At 49.1% G+C, this 19,275-nt stretch carries 11 protein-coding genes; 5 read left to right on the top strand and 6 right to left on the bottom strand.

Going from position 1 to position 19,275, the window contains the following annotated elements:
• Nucleotides 1-61: 61 nt before the first annotated feature.
• From R50912_RS07160 to R50912_RS07140, 5 genes are all read right to left on the bottom strand, one after another.
• The gene (locus R50912_RS07160) at nucleotides 62-940 is read right to left on the bottom strand and encodes a carbohydrate ABC transporter permease (protein ID WP_042233511.1); all 879 of its coding nucleotides are present in this window, start codon (nucleotides 938-940) and stop codon (nucleotides 62-64) included.
• Between the two features lie 12 nt (nucleotides 941-952).
• On the bottom strand, nucleotides 953-1,915 hold the full coding sequence (locus R50912_RS07155; RefSeq protein ID WP_042233510.1) for an ABC transporter permease: 963 nt from the start codon (nucleotides 1,913-1,915) through the stop codon (nucleotides 953-955).
• Between the two features lie 75 nt (nucleotides 1,916-1,990).
• A complete protein-coding gene (locus R50912_RS07150) occupies nucleotides 1,991-3,613 on the bottom strand; it encodes a helix-turn-helix domain-containing protein (RefSeq protein WP_042233508.1) in 1,623 nt (540 codons plus the stop codon).
• Nucleotides 3,614-3,616: 3 nt separating this feature from the next.
• Nucleotides 3,617-5,368 (bottom strand): sensor histidine kinase, encoded by a 1,752-nt coding sequence (locus tag R50912_RS07145; RefSeq protein ID WP_042233506.1) that lies wholly within the window; start codon nucleotides 5,366-5,368, stop codon nucleotides 3,617-3,619.
• 241 nt (nucleotides 5,369-5,609) lie between these two features.
• Nucleotides 5,610-10,715, bottom strand: coding sequence for a glycoside hydrolase family 66 protein (locus tag R50912_RS07140; RefSeq protein WP_042233504.1), 5,106 nt, complete (start codon nucleotides 10,713-10,715; stop codon nucleotides 5,610-5,612).
• 440 nt (nucleotides 10,716-11,155) lie between these two features.
• Here R50912_RS07140 and R50912_RS07135 point away from each other — a divergent pair, with 440 nt between their 5' ends.
• Nucleotides 11,156-12,160: a LacI family DNA-binding transcriptional regulator gene (locus R50912_RS07135; protein ID WP_042233502.1), complete on the top strand. Its 1,005-nt coding sequence runs from the start codon at nucleotides 11,156-11,158 to the stop codon at nucleotides 12,158-12,160.
• Nucleotides 12,161-12,505: 345 nt separating this feature from the next.
• Here the strand turns inward: R50912_RS07135 and sigK are convergent, their stop codons facing one another.
• Nucleotides 12,506-13,210: an RNA polymerase sporulation sigma factor SigK gene (gene sigK, locus R50912_RS07130; RefSeq protein ID WP_042233500.1), complete on the bottom strand. Its 705-nt coding sequence runs from the start codon at nucleotides 13,208-13,210 to the stop codon at nucleotides 12,506-12,508.
• A gap of 442 nt (nucleotides 13,211-13,652) precedes the next feature.
• Between sigK and R50912_RS07125 the strand changes: the two genes are divergently transcribed.
• The 4 genes from R50912_RS07125 to R50912_RS07110 are packed head-to-tail and all read left to right on the top strand — an operon-like array spanning nucleotide 13,653 to nucleotide 19,253.
• Nucleotides 13,653-16,214 (top strand): hypothetical protein, encoded by a 2,562-nt coding sequence (locus tag R50912_RS07125; RefSeq protein ID WP_042233498.1) that lies wholly within the window; start codon nucleotides 13,653-13,655, stop codon nucleotides 16,212-16,214.
• Complete coding sequence (locus tag R50912_RS33135; RefSeq protein WP_052416073.1) at nucleotides 16,211-17,392, top strand: efflux RND transporter periplasmic adaptor subunit; 1,182 nt, start codon at nucleotides 16,211-16,213, stop codon at nucleotides 17,390-17,392. Before R50912_RS07125 ends, R50912_RS33135 begins: the two co-directional genes overlap by 4 nt.
• Complete coding sequence (locus R50912_RS07115; RefSeq protein WP_042233495.1) at nucleotides 17,389-18,084, top strand: ABC transporter ATP-binding protein; 696 nt, start codon at nucleotides 17,389-17,391, stop codon at nucleotides 18,082-18,084. The genes R50912_RS33135 and R50912_RS07115 overlap by 4 nt, the downstream gene beginning before the upstream one ends.
• Nucleotides 18,081-19,253, top strand: a complete 1,173-nt coding sequence (locus R50912_RS07110; protein WP_042233492.1) for an ABC transporter permease — start codon at nucleotides 18,081-18,083, stop codon at nucleotides 19,251-19,253. The genes R50912_RS07115 and R50912_RS07110 overlap by 4 nt, the downstream gene beginning before the upstream one ends.
• Nucleotides 19,254-19,275 lie beyond the last annotated feature (22 nt).

Below are 19,275 nucleotides of genomic sequence, written 5' to 3'. Positions count from 1 at the left end.
AATACTTCTGTTTGTTACCTTAAATTCTTTACTTGTATACTAATCCGGCGTTACGCCGGGATCAGCCTTTCACAGCACCTACGGTTAGACCTTTTACAAAATACTTCTGCAGGAAAGGGAATACCAGCACCAGCGGTCCGATTGCAATCATCGCCATCGCCATCCGAATGGATTCCAGCGGCGTTGTGACCTGTGCGGTTGAACTATAAGCCTTATTGGCGATCGTCTGCAGGAACGAAGCGTTCATTAAGGTTTTGGTCAATAGGTATTGCAGCGAGAACAGCTTCTCATTCTGGATGAAGACGAGGCTTGTAAACCAGTCGTTCCAGTAGGAAACCGTGGTGAACAGTCCGATCGTAGCCATGACAGGAAGGGACAGGGGCAAAATAATGCTAAAGTAGGTACGGAATTCTCCCGCCCCATCTATTTGGGAAGAATCAATCAGTGAAGGCGGTATACTGTTCGTGAAGAATGTCCGCATGATGATAACGTTGAAGCCGCCGATCAGACCCGGAATGATAAGGGCCATCAACGTATCCTGAACATGCAGGAACCGGGTGTAGACAAGATACCAGGGCAGCAAGCCTCCCGAGAACAACATCGTGATCAAGATGAAAATGCTCAGCGCACCTCTTAGCGGAAACTCTTTGCGCGACAAGGCATAGGCCATTGCGGAAGTCACGAACAAGCTGACGACCACACCAATCATCGTTACCGAGGCAGAAACACCATAGGCCCGCAATATTTTCTCGGCATCCTCAAACAAATACCGATAAGCGACAAGACTGAATTTTCCGGGCCAGAAGCTGTAACCATTAGCAGTTACCCAGTCTTCATCGGCGACCGATATCATGAACACAAGCCAGAACGGGATCAGGCAGGCCAGGCTAAACAAAGACAGGAAAATAATGATAAAGGGATTAGTTCGTTTTTTCTCCATGGTTTTCTCCTTTTAGAACAAAGCATTTTCTTTGCTGAATTTACGGACAATCAGGTTGACGGTAATGACAAGTGTAAAGCCGACAACTGATTGCAGCAGCCCTGCCGAGGAGGCGAGTCCCGTATCGCCGGTAACCATTAACGCCCTGTATACATAGGTATCAATAACATCAGTAGTATCCTTGATCATTCCGGATGCCATGGTTGCCTGATAGAACAGACCGAAGTCGGCATTGAAAATCCGGCCAATCGCCAGCAAGGTCATAATGATAATAATCGGAGCAATCAGCGGAATCGTAATTTTCGTCATTTGCTTCCAGCGGCTGGCCCCATCAATGACGGCTGCTTCATAATATTCAGAGTCTATCCCGACAATGGCTGCCAGATAAACGACGGCCGAGTAGCCCACACCCTTCCAGGTGTTGACAATGGTCAGAATATAAGGCCAATGCTGCGCTTCCGCATACCAGTTTCTAGGATCAATACCGAAGGGCTCCAGAATAAATTTATTGATAAACCCCAGTTCCGGATTTAAAAATCCATAAACGATGTAGCCGACAATGACCATAGAAATAAAGTTAGGCAGGATCACTGTGCTCTGAAAGAATTTGGAGGCAAATTTATTCTTGACCTCGTTGAGGAGAAGTGCCAGCAGCACTGCCAATATCGTATTGATAAGCAAAAAGCTGATGTTGTACAACAGTGTATTCCTTATGATCAGCCAAGCGTCGTTTGAAGCAAACAAAAACTTAAAGTTGTCCAGTCCGTTCCATTTGCTTCCCCATATTCCGTCTGTATAATTAAGGTCCTTGAAGGCCAAAAAAATACCAAACATAGGCAGATAGTTATTGATTAACATCAGCAGGATTCCCGGCAATGCCAGAACAACTAATGCCCTGTACTTCCATAAGGTTCTCCATTTTGTATTCGGCCGCGAGATGCCGGGTTGAGTTATTGCTACTTTTACCGAAGCCATAGTTCCACACCTTCTTATTGGGTTATGGCTTCATTATAAGGAGTTGCCTGCAGCTGCTCTGCCGTTTTTATAACCTCAGTCTAATCGTTTTGTGACCTTCCGGTATTCCTGGGGATTCACGTCGAACTGCTTACGGAACATTTTGGTGAAATGCGAAAAATTACTGTACCCTACCTGTTGCGCTATCGCGCTGACCGACATATCCGTTGTGTCCAGAAGCTCGCGGGTGCGGTTCATCTTCACCGAAATAAGGAAATCAATAAGGTTTTGGCCCGTCTCTTTTTTAAACAGCCTGGAAAGATAGGCCGGGTTCAAACCCACATAATCAGCGACACTCGCTCTGGAGATCTCTTCCTCTACATTTTGCTGGATGTACCGGATGGACCGCTCAATCACCCCGCCCTTTTCCTGCCGCTCGAATTCCGCTTCCATGACCGCTGAGACGATCCCTTCTGCCCAATGCCTGTATTGAAGCAGCCCCCGTATACGGGCGTTTGTCCAGTCTGTAAACAGGGCAATGCTTCCTGCGTTGATTCCTCTTACCTGCAGGAAGTGGTATATAATCTGCAAGGTATCCTGATGCAAGGCATCCAGATTTCTTCCCTGAAAGCAAGGATTGGCTTCCAATTGCTCTGTCAGGTTATGAATAAAACGGACAGCGGACTCACACTCTCCGTTTAGCATATAAGAGATTAGATCATCGAGCCGGATGTCATCCGGATTAGGGGAGCGCAGCATATGGTCTTGCGGCAAGTATAAGAGCACGGATTGGGTCCGGGAGATATTGTCACGTTCCATGCTCTTTAAACTTTCGCACATTACCGGCAGCTCCTGAAGAGGTTTGAATGATCCGACATAGCAGGTTGCTATGCTGTAGAACAACTCCTGGCATGCCTTGATAAAACGTATACCCGTGGCAATGAGCTTCTGAATACTAAGGTTCTCAGCCGCCCGTCCGCCCTCCGTCCCTTTGGCGTACAGCAAAATGAACAGAACCCCGTTTTTGTCTGTCACTGCCTCCCCTTGGTACGCTTCTGTAAAAAATTCCGCCGCCGCTTTCTTCACGGCATATTCCATGATTTCCTGATCACGCGGACTTAAGGGTTTACTCCACTCCTCAATGCTGATCAGAATGGGAAGCACCAGATCGCCAGGATGCAGCCCCACACCCGCACCGGCCAGCTCCCGTTCAAAAAAATCCCCAAAAGTCAGGATGCTGCGGGACAATAAGTCCTGCCAGAAACGTTCCACCCGCATCGGCTTTTCTTGCTGCCACAGATTTAAATACTTATGGTACATTTTATTGTAAGACTCATATTCTTCCTTCTCGCGGACGGCTGCAATCATGCCCGATACCGCAGACAGCAGTTCATCCGTGTCAACCGGCTTCAGCAGATAATCAAAACTCCCGAGGTTAACGGCTTTTTTTGCATAGGAAAATTCGGAATGACAGGTCAGAAATATCGACTCCGTCCAGGGAGAGTGCTCCCTCACCCAGCCCACCAGCGAAAGCCCGTCTTCATCAGGCATTTCAATATCGCAAATCAGCAAATCTATTTTTTTATCATTTACAATATCCCTGGCTCTGTCTGCCCTGTTTTCCGTCAAGACCTCTTCAATCCCAAACGCCTTCCAGTCGCAGCAGTAGAGAAGCCCCTCTACGGCAAACTGTTCATCATCTACAATTAATAACCGCATAGCTTATCGTTCTCCTTCTGTATATTCAATGGGCAGAATCAGCCGTACACGGAATCCGGACGGCTCATTCCCGCTGAAATAAATCCCGGCATTCCCCTCATAACGCATAGCCAATCTTTGCTTTACATTCCAGATGCCAATGTGCCCTTCCTCAGTTCCGGGCGTGTAATCAGGTGAATTTAAACCCTGCAGTTTCTCGGCACTGCTGCCTTTTCCGTTATCCGAGATTTCAATGATCATGGTACCGTTCTCTTCTTCAGAGCGGACGGCCGAAATTTCCAAATAGAACTTCTCTGCTTTCAAACTTATGCCATGAAGCATGGCATTCTCTACAAAGGGCTGTACAATCAAGGACGGTATAAAGGCGCTCCTAAGATCTTCGGCTATGGTAATCTGAAAATCAAAGGACTGCTGGTAGCGCATCTTTTGAATTTCAAGATAATTGCTGAGATGCGCTATCTCTTGTCCCAAAGTAATGCTGTTATCCTTGACCTGAAGCATAAAGCGGAAATACTGCACCAGGTGACGCACGGTCTTTTTCACTAATTCGTAACGCTTGAGGTCGGCAAGCTGAAAAATGATATTGAGCGTATTCAGAAAGAAGTGAGGATTAATTTGCATCTGCAAATGCTTCATCTCTGCTTTTTGCGCATTTAGCCGTTCCTCGTATACATCAATTTTCAAATTTTGTATTTCTACAACCATAGTATTGAACGCCTGATTCAGTGCCTGAAACTCTAGCAGGTTAGAAGAAGGAAGCTGGGTTTCCATGGACCCTTTTCTGATGCGGTGGATACCGCCCAGCAAATCCAGAATCGGACGGATGACCATACGGCGGAAATAATATAAGTAGACCAGCAGAGTGATCAGAATAAAAAAGGGAAGCACATTAATAATCATCTGGAAAATATTCAATCCCTGCAGCAGCTCTGAATCGGGGATGACCACGGAAAGATTGATTCCCAGGGTGGCTGATTGGCTGGACACCACGAACAATTTCACGCCCCCATGCTTAAAAGAAAACGAAGAATTGCGGTTCAACTTCTCACGCGGCAGCTTGAAGTCGCTGCCCATCGTTTCCGAAGGACTGGTTAAGATATTCCCTTCATTATCTACGATAAGAACATCACCGCCGGATTGCAGATTTAGATTGCCCAGCGGTGAGCGCATGGAGTCAATCCGGATAAGCGCACCGATATAGGAGGGATTGCCCAGATTATTGCCGACTGTCCGGTTTAAATAGTAATCCCCTGCAATCTTAACGATTGTCCACTTGTACTGGAGCGGTTCTAAATGATCTTCATTGTGGACCCTGTTCGTGATCCAAGCCCGTACCTCATCCATATAATCCTCCGTCGTTCCTAATACATTGGATAATGTCAACGTATCGTTGACGCCGGAGTACAGATAAAACATGTCCACGCTATGATAATAGGCCTGATAGGCTTGATTTCTTTGCATAATTCCCATACGGGCAAAATAATAATCGGAGTCTGTCAGCCCCGGAGTATTGAATTGGAGAAAATTCACGTCATGATCGACAATATCCACCAGATTAATCGTAATATCCTCAAGACTGCTCTCCATCATTTTCAAATTGGAGTTGACCAAATTCTGATAGGATCTGGATACCTGAGCTAATACATTTTCCTTGGCATAGTATCCCCCTGCAAACAGCACGGAAAGAAGCGGTATCGTTATAGCAGCAAACAGTTGAATAAGCCTTACACCCAGCGAGTTTTTTCTGTTTTTCATAATGCATCCTTTCTGTGACATAACCTAAATTAACCCCACAAAGTGGGGCTTTAGCTTCGAGGATTAGTCAATTACTTTGCGGGGACCCAAAACATATAAATTCCTATTATTTAAGAAAGGGCCACCTCAGTGACCCTTGAACTGCAACGGATGACTTCTGTATTCACCAGAATCACCCTTATTAATCGGTTAGTATCCTATCAAGAAACAGAAACAGAAGAGATACAAGTCATAACTGGTTCTATTGGATTAAATCTACTATAGATAGTGCCGCTTCTGCCCGGGTAGCATTATCTCCGGGTGCAAAGGTCCCATTGCTGTATCCTTTCATGAGACCGGCTGATTTTACAATCTGAACAGCTGCCTGTGCCCAGGCTGAAATTTCTTTGCGGTCCACGAATGCTGGCGCTGCCTCCTCTGTCCAGCCGGGGCCGCCGACTTTCTCGAATGCTTTAGCCAGCATCACCGCCATCTCCTGCCGGGTTATCGCTTCATTGGGCGCAAACAGCTTTTCGCCTCTTCCGGTAACCAGGCCCGCCTGATAAGCTGCGGCCACATCACCTGCGTACCAGCTGCCCGCAGCTACATCCGTAAATGGAGCAGGACCGTCTCCCTTCAATTGAAGCGCTTTGGCCAACAAGGCTGCAAACTGTGCGCGTGTGACCTTCAACGATGGATTGAAGGTGTTCTCTGTCATTCCATTGATCACATGCTTCGCCGTCAGTGTATGGATGGCTTTGTATGCCCAATGATCCGCAGGCACATCAGCATACGTTTTGTCGTAAGCGAACACGGTATAACGGCTGAAGTGACTAAGCGCCGCTGTAACTGCCCCTTTGGCGCTGTCTGTTTTGCTGCCGATGTATTCCCATTTCTTCCATAGCTCATTGAAAGAGTAGATTCCCAGCAATTCACTCAAATCTCCTTGTTCACCAACCTTTAAGGTGAGCTGAACCGGGCTTCTAAAGGAACCAAGTCTGGATAATCCTTCGTTTGCCGCCGTTACTCCGAATTCAAAATCATAGGCCGCTCCTGCAGGAACCCAAGGCTTCACACCCGGAAGATAAGCGTCCTTCGGCGCGATCTTATTGAAGGTAATTTGAATTTGTGACCCGGCGGCTACTTTCCCTTTGTTCTCATCCAGTAGCTGAAGGATATTGTCATGGATGAAATCCAGTGTGAAATCACTTCCTTGAAGCTGCAGGTTCTTTCCCTGCATTCCTTCCGCAACAAAGACAGGAATCAAAATCCGGTTGTATTTCTCCTCATCAATTGCGATTGTGATTGTCCCGTCGACCGCTCTGCTTAAGTCCTTCGCCTTCAACACGAGCGCACCACGTTCCGCCAATTCAGGTGTGGGCGTTGCCGACGGCTTTCCTGCAGAGTTTTCCGTCCTTCCGGGGGCTGCAGTAGCTGCCGGGGTCGGAGCTGCGGTTGCAGTCGGTGCCGGGCTTGGAAGGTTGGGCTCTTCAGCACGGAAGATCGGCTGAACCGCTGCTGTCTTCGGTGCCTTGTCGATATAAATCATCGTCCAATACTGCAGTGACGGCAGTTCAATCTGCAATTGTTCACCGTTCCAGGTATACTTCAGCTCTTGTGACAGACCATGCCCGGTGTCAGGACTAGCGGCATAGACTTTCAGATCCGGCGCTTCGTTCTCGGTGATGCCGACGTCGTATGACACTTTCAAAGAATGGAGGACCAATGGCTCATTGGCTGCATTTCTCCAGTTGTCGTCATTGCTTAGCAGGTTGATCAGATGCAGCACATCATACCGCTCAAAGCCTGGATTCGCGTCATTTTTTCTGACCGTTGTCCAGAGCGTATTCTCCGTTCCGTCTTTGCTTGTTGCCAAATTGCCGCCAGCCGCTTCGACGGACACTACAGCGGATGCATCGGCCTTGCTGCCGAACAGCAGGTTTTCATAGGCAGCATTAAATTTATAGTATTCCTGCATGGAGTCCTTGGTGGATTCCAGCATTTTCTTGCTGCGGTTCGGATAGTATTCATGGGCCAGCATATTCGGGCCTTCTGATTGCTTCTCGGCCGTTCCCAGCTCAATATGGGTTGCACCCATCGATGCCAGCCCGGCATCCATCAGGCGCAAGGACGGCTCGTTGAAATAGCCAGCCGTTACACCGCGCAACCGGACGCTTCCGGCAATATCTTCCGCTTCCATCTTCAATGTAACGGTATGGGTTCCCGCCTCCATGTGTGGAATAATCACATATCCGTCCCCGCTGTACTTCTCACTGCTCTCTGTACCATCCAATCCAATCTTCAGATCCTTGCCCTGTTCATCCTTGGCCCGCACGCCGTCAATGTAGACCGAACGGGTAGTTAGGCCGCCTGCATTGGAATAGGTGAAGATCAGACTCTGTTCACCCGATTGAGGGATGTTCACCCGATAACTCACCTGCTCTCCCGCTTCGCCAAAATTCAGCACGGTATCCTTGTAGAGCGAAAAAGGAGGCTCCGTTTCGGTACTTTCGGCTTCATAGCTGCGGGTTACAGCGTTCGAATCACCGGACAATGTAACGGTCAGCTTATCCAGCTTGATCCCGCTGTCCTGCCCCTCCGGCATTTTGATGACAATGCGGTTTGCGCCTTCCGCCAGTTGGATGCCGTTCACTGCCGCTACTCCCCACCCGGAGCCAGCGGTTGGTGCAAAGCTTACAGGAGTGCCCGCGCCATTGTCAATATACACACTGCGGCTGACGGTCACTGCCCCCTGGGCATCATTTTGATAAATCCAGCCGAGATCGTAGAGGCCTGACTGAGCCGCGCTCACAGTGAAGGCTACCCGGTCATTGACATTATTGAAATCAGAGGCATAGCCGGTTATAGGTGCAACCCCTTCAGTCGTTTCAGCGCCGCCAGTGCTGTATTCGTACCCTCCGGCAATAATCCCCCCCACATTGGTATATTGTCCGCTTGATTCCATCTTCAGCGTAATCTTATGGAGTCCTCCTTTGACAGGCATAGACAATTCATGGGGCTGCATGGAGCCGTCCCAGCCGCCGGCTGTTTTAGGGAACGTGATATTCTGCGCCTGCGGAGCCGGTTCCCCGTCCACCAGTACCGACATCACAGGGTCGTTGTCACCATGATATAGCACCGTAATTGCATCCAGCGCGTGGTCTGCATATACATTGTAAGTGACGGTCTGTCCGGCTTGTCCGAAGTTGTCCGTCTTGCTCTCGCTATATTTAATGCTGTTGGTCTGTGGTACATCTGCATACAGTGCATAATATTTCTGCGCGCCGACAGTCATATACTTGAGCTTGATACCAAGATCATCTGTAGGTGCCTTAAGAGTTATGGTATTGTCGCCTGCGTTCAGATGAACCTTTGCCAGATTATTTTGCTCTAAAAATTTATCCCAAGTACCTATACCTGCGAATGAGACCTCACCTTGAGGCGCATCATTAACGAGCAGGTGACGGTTCACTGCCTGCCAATCTGAAGCATAGCTGAATCCGAGCGGATAATCTCCTTCAGCGGGAACGTTCACATGGAACTTCACGTAATCGCCTGCGGTATCAAAATAATACACATGGCTGTACTGATCCACGATTACGGTATCCAGCTTGGCATCTACCGCCTCGTAGCGTTCATTGATTCCTTGGCCTTGGACCTCCAGGCCCGCCAGATTAAGCCAAAGGTCGTTAGTATTCAGCGTAACTTTAACTGAATTCTCGCCCTTCTTCAGCGCTGCTGCCACCCTGGCCTGTGCAGTCGGATTGCCCCACCCCGTCTTGGCATCGAAGGAAATGGCCGCTGCGGCAACTTCACCGTTAACCATCAGCTTGCCTTCCGGAGAACCGGAGCCATTGCCCTGTCCATAATTCAGGGCAAGCGTATACATACCGTCTGCTGGCGCATTTACCGTAAACGTCACCGCATCTGTATCCTTGCGGCCAAAGTTACCCACCCAGCCGTAAGCTTTGGCAATCCGGGACTGGTAATCCAGCGTTACCGGAACATCCTGCGCTTCCGCTCCTCTGGTCGGCAGACCTGTAGCCTCTTTGTAGTTCATATAACCGGCGATCACCATTGCCTTGCCGCCGTCTTTTTCCCGGGTAGCTTCCACGACCTTTTGAATATCGCGGTAATTGTTGCGGTCCTGCCAAATCTCACTGTAGTCGAAATCGGTTTTTGTACCCGGACTTGGAACAGCGCTGTATTCAGCGTTGCCTCCCACCATATTGAACGTAACCTTGCTCTTCCCTGGATTATTTGCGAGCAAAGAATCCTTGACCGAATTAATCAGCTGGGCATAATCCAGGGAATAATACCGTTTGTTACCGTTATAGTCGTATAAGAAATTGTTGTCATTGGCTCCCCATTGATCCAGGTGGATGCCATTGAACCCAAAGGTATTAATGGAACGGTCAAACTGCTTGGTGATGTAGTCCTGCCAGAACTTGCTGCCCGGGTCTTGAAGGAACAGGGATGTCGTCTTCCCGTTCACATCGAAGGTATATCCGTTCTGGTCCTTTTGTGGATTGCTCTTGTCGAGCTGGGCACTGTTATAGAGTCCCCACTCGGGGCTAACGCCGAAGTCCTCATAGTTCTCACGCGCCGCATAATTCATTTGATAAGCCATGGCTGCAGAGCCGTATTTCTGCGCAGCCTCTACCTGCTGCTTAACGCTCAGGGGATACAGCGAACGGCCCAGCAGATCTGTGTAGTGTGTATCCGCATTTATGTCTTCATCAATGAAATTGCCGTCCGCATCCTTCAGCGGCTGTCCATTCCCGTCGGTTTTGGAGTAGACCGAAACATCATGCCGCCACATCCAATCATAGAACTGGTAGGCATTAATGTAGTAGTCCTGGGACAATTCTTTGAGCTTGGAATCACTTTCCTCCACCGTCTCCTGCGGAAAATCAGCTACGTATCCGTATCTTGGGAAACGCGTCCAATCGCTCGAAACATCGATCGCTGCGGTCATATACTCAGTAGGCGCATCGCCCTCAATCCATGCTTTGGCCGTATAGCCGCGGAAATCCTCAGCAGGGGGCGTCCAGGCCACGGCAAGCTTGTTGCTTCCTTCCTGCAAAACTGTCAGCGCCTTGTCGCCTTCGGCAACCAGGGTATTCAGCTGATAAATTTGCAGATGCAGCTTGCCACTCCAACCGGCAGATTGATCAAGGGTCAAAACCAGCTCTGCGGCTTCACCCGGGGCGAATCGTGCCTTTGAGGGCACCATTTTTAGTATTTTAGAATGCGCTGCACCCGCTGGCTCCGCCTGAGCCGTTCCGCTGCGGGCGTAGCCTGTTGTACAAGTTTGAACCAGCAATAACAGTAAACTGAAATAAAGAACTGCTTGTTTCCTGACCATAAGACCTCTCCTTCATACTCACATTTTTGAGAATACACAATGCTATAAAGACTGAAATACGGATGGCGGCTTGCATAAAGACATAGCTTCAGGAAAAGGTGCTGTCGCAACGTAAACGTTTACTCAAGTGGGCAAAAATATACCTTTAGTAGGACATTCCCCTCCCCATCCGATAATATCCCTGGTGCAAATTTGTACGTTTACTTAAATCTAAGTTATGTATTGTATTGCTCATAACCTTAAATTCTCACTACGTAAACGCTTACCATAAAATTATCTTGTTTATTTTTCCTTGTCAATGCTTACTTTCTCCATTTTTAGTTCCGGTTGACAAAATATCTGTTAGGAATTATATTTTCAGTAAACGTTTACTTCCTAAAGTTTTAATTTCTAACAAATGAGAATGTTACTTTACTGCTAAGCGATAGGTAGGAGATTACATGAATCCCACAATTAAAGATGTTGCCCAAAAGGCGAATGTGTCCATTGCCACCGTCTCACGGGTTCTGCATAACTTAGGCGGATATTCAGATAAAACGAAGCAAAAGGTCGACCAGACCATCAAAGAGCTTAAATACCAGCCGAACGCTATCGCCCGCGGACTGATTAACAAGCGTACCCAAACCATCGGCGTATTATTTCCTGATGTGTCGAGTGCCTTCTCCTCCGATCTGCTCCACGGAATCGACGAATTCGTCCATGACCGCAATTATAGTGTAATGGTCTGCAATACTGATCAGGACGGGAAACGTACGCTGAAGTATCTGCAGCTGTTGCGCGAGAAACAGGTGGACGGGATTATTTTCTCCAGTGAAGTGCTCAAGAAAGAGTATTATGACATGCTGGAAAGCATGAGAATCCCGGTGGTGCTAATCTCATCCCAAACCGATTTTGCCAATGTCCCTTATGTGAAGGTCGATGATTACCAGGCAGCCTATGATGCTGTCCATTATCTGCTCACCAAAGGCCACCGCAAGATCGCCATGATCAGCGGAACCAAGGGCGATCCCATCGCCGGAACTCCAAGAGTCGAGGGATACCGCAAAGCGCTGGAAGCACACGGCATTGCCTTTGAGAGCCGTTACCTCGTTTATGGTGATTTTCTATATGAGAGCGGCAGCAGAGCCATGGAAACGATATTACGGAAAACGCCGGAGATTACCGCTGTCTTCGCTGCCAGTGACGAAATGGCAATCGGTGCCCTTTCCACCGTTACAAAACATGGACTGAATGTGCCTGAGGATATCTCCATCATGGGATACGACGATCTCCGATTAGCCCGGATGGTTAATCCGCCATTGACTACGGTGCGCCAGCCGCTGTCTGACATTGGAATGATCGCTTCCGAGAAGCTGATCAGCATGATTGAAACGGGGGAACCTGCGAAGAGCCAAATCTGTACCCACTCCATTGTGGAACGGCAAACGGTTAGAGCAATTACCTGAGTCTTTTATCATTTCTATGCAGCCCGAACCGCTTGACTGGAAGTGTCCAGTATCCATAAGATATCGAGGGCAAAAGTCCTTCTTATTACTAGCCCATCCAGTCCGTATGCTATATTAAAAAGGGCGCCCTTTTAAGGACGCCCCCATCTGATTATTTTCTGAGCTGGCTAATGAAAAAAGGATATTCAGGAAACGCTTCGTATAAATTCGTCTGCACAATAAGATGTCTAGTATTCCTTGCCCTTTGCATTATTGTCTGTGATTAAACAAAAGCAACTTATCCATAGACAAGTCGTTTAGAGATCATTCTACTGTGTGAATTACCTTCGTTTAATCTTTAAACTTTCAACGCTTCGCCTTATAAAACTCATGATACAGCTTCATGAGCGCCCTTTTCTCTATCCGTGAAACATAACTCCGCGAAATCCCCAGCTCCTTCGCAATCTCCCGCTGCGTCCGTTCTTGCCCGCCAGTATCTAAACCAAACCGCCCGACCACGACTTCCTTCTCACGTTCATCGAGAATATCGAGGTTACGGTAAATCTTGCTCTTCTCAATCTTCAGATCAACTTCCTTAATGACATCATCATCCTCAGACCCGCCGAGGATATCGATCAGCGTGATCTCGTTGCCCTCCTTGTCTGTCCCAATCGGATCGTGCAGGGACACGTCTTTCCGGGTCTTTTTCAGCGAACGAAGATGCATCAGGATTTCGTTTTCAATACAACGGGCAGCAAAAGTGGCCAGCTTTGTCCCTTTGTTGGGACGGTAGCTTTCGATAGCTTTAATGAGTCCAATCGTTCCGATGGAGATCAGGTCCTCCATGTCTTCGCCGGTGTTGTCGAATTTCTTCACTATATGGGCAACCAACCGCAGATTATGCTCAATTAACAAATTCCGTGCCTTGGCGTCCCCCTCTGCCATCATCCCTAAGTATTTGCTCTCATCCTGCTCCGATAGAGGCTGGAGAAAAGCGTTGTTCCTTACGTAGGATACCAGCAGCGTCAGTTCTTTGATCGGCAGCGCAATCGTGCTTATGATTCCAGGCACCTTGGCGACACCTCCCGCACAGGTACAATAAACCGATTTGCAAGCGAGAACTACGGGTTCATGGTCCTTTTAATGTATGTGGGTAGGTGCCTAGAAGTGCATGTACGGGGAAAATAGGTACGGGCCTCCATATATTCTAAGCAATGTTTCAAGACATACTCTTCTCTCGCCGCGATTATACCTGTTAAGTGAATGTTAAAAAAACTGAATGCGGCGGAAATAATCCGAAATTGATAGAATGGAGAAATTGTCATTCGTCTTTTTTCGTCTCAAAAGATGAAATACCGTTAAGAGTTTATAAAAAGTTTAACTCCTATTTATATTTATACCAGGTTCTTCCCCTCTTTTTTTATTCTTGTGTTAAACCTTTCCCGTAAGATAGGAATAATCCTCTAGGATTGTTTCAAGTATAGACGGGTTATGAATATTGGGAGGGAATGAAATGAAGAATTACCGTGCCTATGCCGTTCTGGTGTTAGGAGCAATTATTGCAAGTCAGCACTTCAGTTTATCTGCATCTGCGGCGTCCAGCAGCGTTACTGTAAATAAGCCGCAGCAAAATCATACCCACGCCTTGTCTCAACTGTCCTCTGTGGCCATTCAGGCTGGAGTTAGCGTAAAGCTGACCGATGTGCAGCTGGCCAGGGGGAATGGCGGAAACAGTCTGACTTATACACTGACTTATAGCAATACAAGCAGCAGCTCTTATAAGCTGTTCAATATCTTCGCCAAGGTTACCACTCCAGAAGGAGCAACACTTAAAGGCAGCCCTATTCCGGAGGATAAAACTAAGCTGGAGGTCGCTCCAAAGGAACAATTATCTGTAACCTACTATGTGAACATCAATAAGACAGCCAAGCCTGGCGGAATCAAGATTTCACTATTCGGCTTCGACTTCAGCGGCTCTGACTACCAGAAGAAGCTTGGGGGCTTCACTGTTCCGGCCGTTTATACCCCTTACGTTCAGCAGGGTATAAGCCAAAAAATCACCATCAGCAACCTTCCGATTACCCTGAAGCCGGACAGTCTGCAAATCTACCGCTTCAATAACAAGACCTATGCCAAAGTCGCTCTGGGCTTAACGAATCTTGGCGCTAAGGCACTCTCTGCACCCGGCCACCGGGTGTACCTCGAATCCTCCGGCGGCTCCACACTTGAGCTGACGCTGGATAGTGCCAGCCGTGATTACAAAGTGCAGTCCGGTGAGAATAAGAAGGTCTACTACCTGGCTGAAATTCCTTCCTACATAACAACAACAAAGATGTCGTTGTTAATTACTGAGGAGAATGCAGGACTTAAGGTTGACTTGCCTGTGGTCTCCTTCCGGCTCCCGGACGCAACCTATCCAAGCCTTAACGTGAATACCTATGCGGTCAAAAAAATCGGGATCAACAGCAATACCATTGAGACCCAGCTACAAAAAGCATCTGTCTCCTCTACAGGTGAAAAAGCCTTGTGGACGATACAGCTGCGGATCAAAAATGCCGGTAACAAAGCAGTCACCCTGCCGGCTTATGAATTATCCGTAATAGCCAAGGAAGGCTACTCCTTCCCCATCAATAACAAGGCGCTTGCAAGCCTTACGCTGAAGCCACTTGAAGAGAAAATCCTGCCGTTCTCTGCTGAAGTACCGCTTAATGTGAACCAGGGGACGCTTAAGCTCCAATTGGTGGAGCCGGCCGCCGAGGGCAAGGTGCTCTTTCCTGCAGCCTTGTACCAAATCCCATATGCTCTGGAAATGAATAACTCCGTAGACTCCGAGTACACCATTGATAACAGCTTCGGAACCTTCGGCGTCGTTCTGGAATCGGTTCAGCGCCTGCCGTGGACTACCGAGGATTTGCTTGTGGCCAAAATCAGGATCCGCAATGCCAGAGATGCGGCAGTGATACTCCCTGCTTTTACAGGGGGAATCAAAGCAGGACAAACCGCCTTGGACCCTTCGGTGCAGGTAGTGGCCGCAGGCTCCAGCCAGCAGCTCGCCGCAGGAGCTAGCGCAGTGTATTATGTGATCGGCAAGCTCCCGTATGAGCAGTCACTCGATCAAATCAAGATCGGACTGAACAGCGGTGCGGACGATACTGCGGAAGCCTTCCTCTCCCTGAACACACGGCAGGTAGCCCCCGGCATCCCTCCGGCAGCCGACGGTACAACAGCGTTCAACATCGAAACCGCAGGCAAACGGGCGGAGGTCAAAGAACGCCGGACGATCCTATATAACGGGACGAGCCAGAATATTGTGTATACGGAGCTTGAGGTAAACAGTCTTGAAGCCCGGAAAGCGGAATTGTCCAGACTCGTGGCGTACTACAAGACGCCAGACAATACCTATTATGAAGCGGAAGTCAGCCAATCCGTGCTTGCGACTGCACCCAAGGGCAAGAATGTGGTGACCGTGTGGAGCAAGCTGCCCGCATCCCTCGATGCCTCCCAGCTGATGCTCTCCGTCGGAGAAGGGGTTAGCGAAGGTAAGCTGACAGCACCAAGCGGGACTCCGACAGCCTATATTAACCCTCAAGCACTCGGACTCCATATTCAGACTCCCGCTGCACTGACCACCCTTGGTAACGGATTGCAATTGTTCCCATACACGTTCACAGTAACCAATGCCACGGGAGCTGTAGCTGAGGGGCAGGATACGCTGAATGTTAATCTGATCTACTCCCTTGCCAAGGATAATCTGTATGATATGGGCGCTTACGCGCATAAGCTGGTCGTGCAGCTGACAGATCCTCTCGGTCAGACGCAGGAAAAGACACTTGTACCTGGGACCGATCTGGTGACAGGAAGATTCCTGACCTATTCGGCAACCTTGACAAGCAGCGCTTATAAGACACTCCGGAGCGGAAAATTCCTTGTGACTATATATGATGAGTTCCAGGGAGAGAAAATTCTCTTGGGCAGCCAAAGCTACAACTTGACCTACACGCCTGCGGCGAAAGCCCCGGAGGCAACCACTGCCCCGAAAAACACGACAAATCCAGATAGCGGAGGATCGCTATGAACATCAAAAAAACAGTCTGGCTATCAGCCGCAATAATTGTGACCGCAGGAATCATAGCCTTTAGCTTGTGGCCGGACAAGAGCACGCAAGGAAATCATCCCGCTGTTCAAACAACTGCGGTGACAAAGGGCGATCTCTCCGTCACCGTGAAAGGCTCCGGCACTGTGAAAGCCACGAATACAAAAATTGTCTATGCTAAGGACTCGGGGAATGTAGCCCGGGTATCGGTTCAGGAAAATGAACAGGTAAAAAAGGGCCAGGTTCTGCTGACCTATGAGGGAGCCAATGTAGCCAGCAACGTGAGAATACAGGAAAATACGCTCAGACAGTCGCAAAATGATCTGCAGGAAAAACAGGATCAGTATAAGAAGCTCATCATGGACGGTGCTATCCTATCCGAAGTCGATGCGGCGAAGCTTGCTATTGAAAGAACTAAGGATACGATTACGGCGACACTGACCGAGCTTGAAGCACTGAAGAAGGATCACATCCCTCCCGCTTCCATTAAGGCACCTATGGACGGAACAGTCACTAAGATCAGCGCCTCCTCAGGCGGGATGGTCACGGACGGAGCCGAAGTATTCTCCATTACCGACTACAAGAATCTGAGCGTTACTATCAAGATTGATGAACTGGATATTCCCAAGATTAAGCTGGGCATGCCGGCGACCCTTAGAATGGATGCCTTGCCCACTACAGCCTATCCGGGCAAAGTCACGCGAATTGCTGACGAGGGAACGGTGACGGGCGGCGTCTCCGTCTTTGAAGTGACTCTTCTGCTCGCTGACTCTAACGGAGCCAGAACGGGCATGTCGGCACAAGGGCTGATTACGATTGAGGAGAAGAACAACATTCTCCTCCTTCCCATCGAGTCCGTGACGCAAAAGGATGGCAAATATTACGTTCAGGTGCAAGAGCAGAAGCCGGAGCAGACCCCTTCCGCCAAGGGCAGCTCCGCCACTCCGCCTCCAATACAGACAAAGGCTGTTATTGTAGGTATACACGATGAAAGCCGGATTGAAATTGCCAGTGGTCTGAGCGTAGGAGAACAGGTGATTGTTCCAACAATCGTGGCTGCCAGCACTGCCGCTCCTGCGGCCCCGGGCCTGTTCGACATGGGTGGCGGAGATGAAGGCGGCTTCGACAACAGCGGCAGCGCTGAAGGCGGTGTCCAATGACTGCAGAACCCCTGATCCGGATTGAGCATATGGTCCACGGATATATGATGGCCAAGGAACAGATGACGGTACTCAAAGGCCTCTCTTTTGTTATCCATCACGGCGAGTTCGTTGCCATCATAGGCCCTTCTGGATCAGGAAAATCAACTCTGATGAACATGATAGGCTGCCTGGATATTCCCAATGAAGGAAGCTATCTGCTGGACGGTCAAGACGTCAGGCGATTATCCGATAACCGTCTGGCGCAAATCCGTAACGAGAAAATAGGCTTCATCTTCCAGAACTTCAACCTGCTTCCGAAATTATCCGCTATCGAAAATGTCGAACTGCCGCTTGTCTACCGGGGCTTGTCTCACCGTGAGCGAAGACAGCTGGCCGCTGCAGCTCTTGAGAAGGTGGGCCTTCAGGACCGGATGCATCATCGTCCCAGTGAGCTGTCGGGAGGCCAGCAGCAGAGAGTCGCCATCGCCAGAGCACTGGCCGGCAATCCCCCCATTCTGCTTGCCGATGAGCCTACCGGGGCACTGGATTCCAAGACAGGACAAGAGGTCATGCAAATGATCAAAATGCTGAATGAACAGGGGCATACCATTATTGTAATTACTCATGATCTGGAGATTGCTGAACAAGCGAAGCGGGTGATCCGGATTCAAGATGGATGTCTGGTGGAAGATCGGAGAAATGACCAATGATTCTTTTTCAGAGTATACGAATGGCGCTGATGAGCATCGTCGGCAACAAGGTTCGTTCCTTCCTCACCATGCTGGGTATTATCATCGGGGTATCCTCGGTCATCCTGCTTGTCTCGGTTGGACAGGGTGTCACGGGCCAGATCACCAGTCAGTTCAGTGATTTGGGCACCAACCAGTTAACGGTAATGATCGCCGGACGCGGAACAGTCACCTCCCTCACGAATGAGGAAGTCGCAGCTTTCGGCAAATTGCCTGGTGTAGACCAGGTTTCGCCTACGATCAGCAGCAATGTAACCGCCAAGTACCTTTCGGTCCATACCACCGTCTCGCTCGAAGGCATCACCCCGAGTTACGAGAAGGTGCAGAACTTTCATGTTCAGTCCGGCCGGTTCCTGCTTGATATCGACAACGAGTACCGGCAGAAGACTGCTCTAATCGGTACAGAAACCGCTAAAAAGCTGTTTGGTGCTGAAAACCCGGTTGGCCATGAACTCCAGCTGAACGGCACAACCTTCAAAATTGTAGGCTTGCTGCAGGCGAAAGGCTCCTCACTCAGCGGATCAAATGATAAGAAAATCCTGATCCCCTTGGCTTCTTCCGAGCGGCTATTGCAGAGCAAGGGCATTCAGACTTTTGCCATAACCGCCTTGAGTGAAACTGACGTAGCGCCTGTTAAAGCAGCCGTCTCACAGATTCTGGACAAAAAGTTTCTGCACGCCAAGGATGCCTACAGCATCTTCGATTCCAAGCAGATGCTGGACACCTTGAAGAAGACCTCCGGCACCCTGTCCATGGCCCTCGCCGGGATTGCCGGGATTTCCCTCTTCGTCGGCGGAATCGGAATTATGAACATTATGATTATTTCGGTGAACGAACGCACCCGCGAAATCGGCATACGCAAAGCGATTGGCGCCAAAAAGATAGATGTTCTGCTGCAATTCATCATTGAGTCGGTTGTGCTTAGCACCTTGGGCGGAATCATCGGCATTGGAGTGGGATTAGGGCTAACCTGGCTTGTCGGCCAATTGACAGCCTTGCAGGTAGGTTATGCCTGGAACATGGTGACGATTTCGTTTATATTCTCACTTTTTATCGGTGTGTTCTTCGGCATCATGCCCGCCAACAAAGCGGCAAGACTCCGGCCCATCTACGCCTTGCGTACAGATTAGCAGCCCTGCTGCAAGGATGTTA

The sequence above is a fragment of the Paenibacillus sp. FSL R5-0912 genome (genome assembly GCF_000758605.1).
Classification (GTDB): Bacteria; Bacillota; Bacilli; order Paenibacillales; family Paenibacillaceae; genus Paenibacillus_AQ.
The sequence above is the reverse complement of the archived record's forward strand: the minus strand, read 5'-3'. Positions and strand labels throughout refer to the sequence as shown.

Excerpts from the sequence above, each read along its gene's own strand:
- R50912_RS07135 (WP_042233502.1), top strand. The coding sequence starts at position 11,156 with ATGAATCCCACAATTAAAGATGTTGCCCAAAAGGCGAATGTGTCCATT.
- R50912_RS07110 (WP_042233492.1), top strand. The coding sequence starts at position 18,081 with ATGATTCTTTTTCAGAGTATACGAATGGCGCTGATGAGCATCGTCGGC.
- R50912_RS07160 (WP_042233511.1), bottom strand. The coding sequence starts at position 940 with ATGGAGAAAAAACGAACTAATCCCTTTATCATTATTTTCCTGTCTTTG.
- R50912_RS07125 (WP_042233498.1), top strand. The coding sequence starts at position 13,653 with ATGAAGAATTACCGTGCCTATGCCGTTCTGGTGTTAGGAGCAATTATT.
- R50912_RS33135 (WP_052416073.1), top strand. The coding sequence starts at position 16,211 with ATGAACATCAAAAAAACAGTCTGGCTATCAGCCGCAATAATTGTGACC.
- R50912_RS07115 (WP_042233495.1), top strand. The coding sequence starts at position 17,389 with ATGACTGCAGAACCCCTGATCCGGATTGAGCATATGGTCCACGGATAT.
- R50912_RS07150 (WP_042233508.1), bottom strand. The coding sequence starts at position 3,613 with ATGCGGTTATTAATTGTAGATGATGAACAGTTTGCCGTAGAGGGGCTT.
- R50912_RS07140 (WP_042233504.1), bottom strand. The coding sequence starts at position 10,715 with ATGGTCAGGAAACAAGCAGTTCTTTATTTCAGTTTACTGTTATTGCTG.
- R50912_RS07155 (WP_042233510.1), bottom strand. The coding sequence starts at position 1,915 with ATGGCTTCGGTAAAAGTAGCAATAACTCAACCCGGCATCTCGCGGCCG.
- R50912_RS07145 (WP_042233506.1), bottom strand. The coding sequence starts at position 5,368 with ATGAAAAACAGAAAAAACTCGCTGGGTGTAAGGCTTATTCAACTGTTT.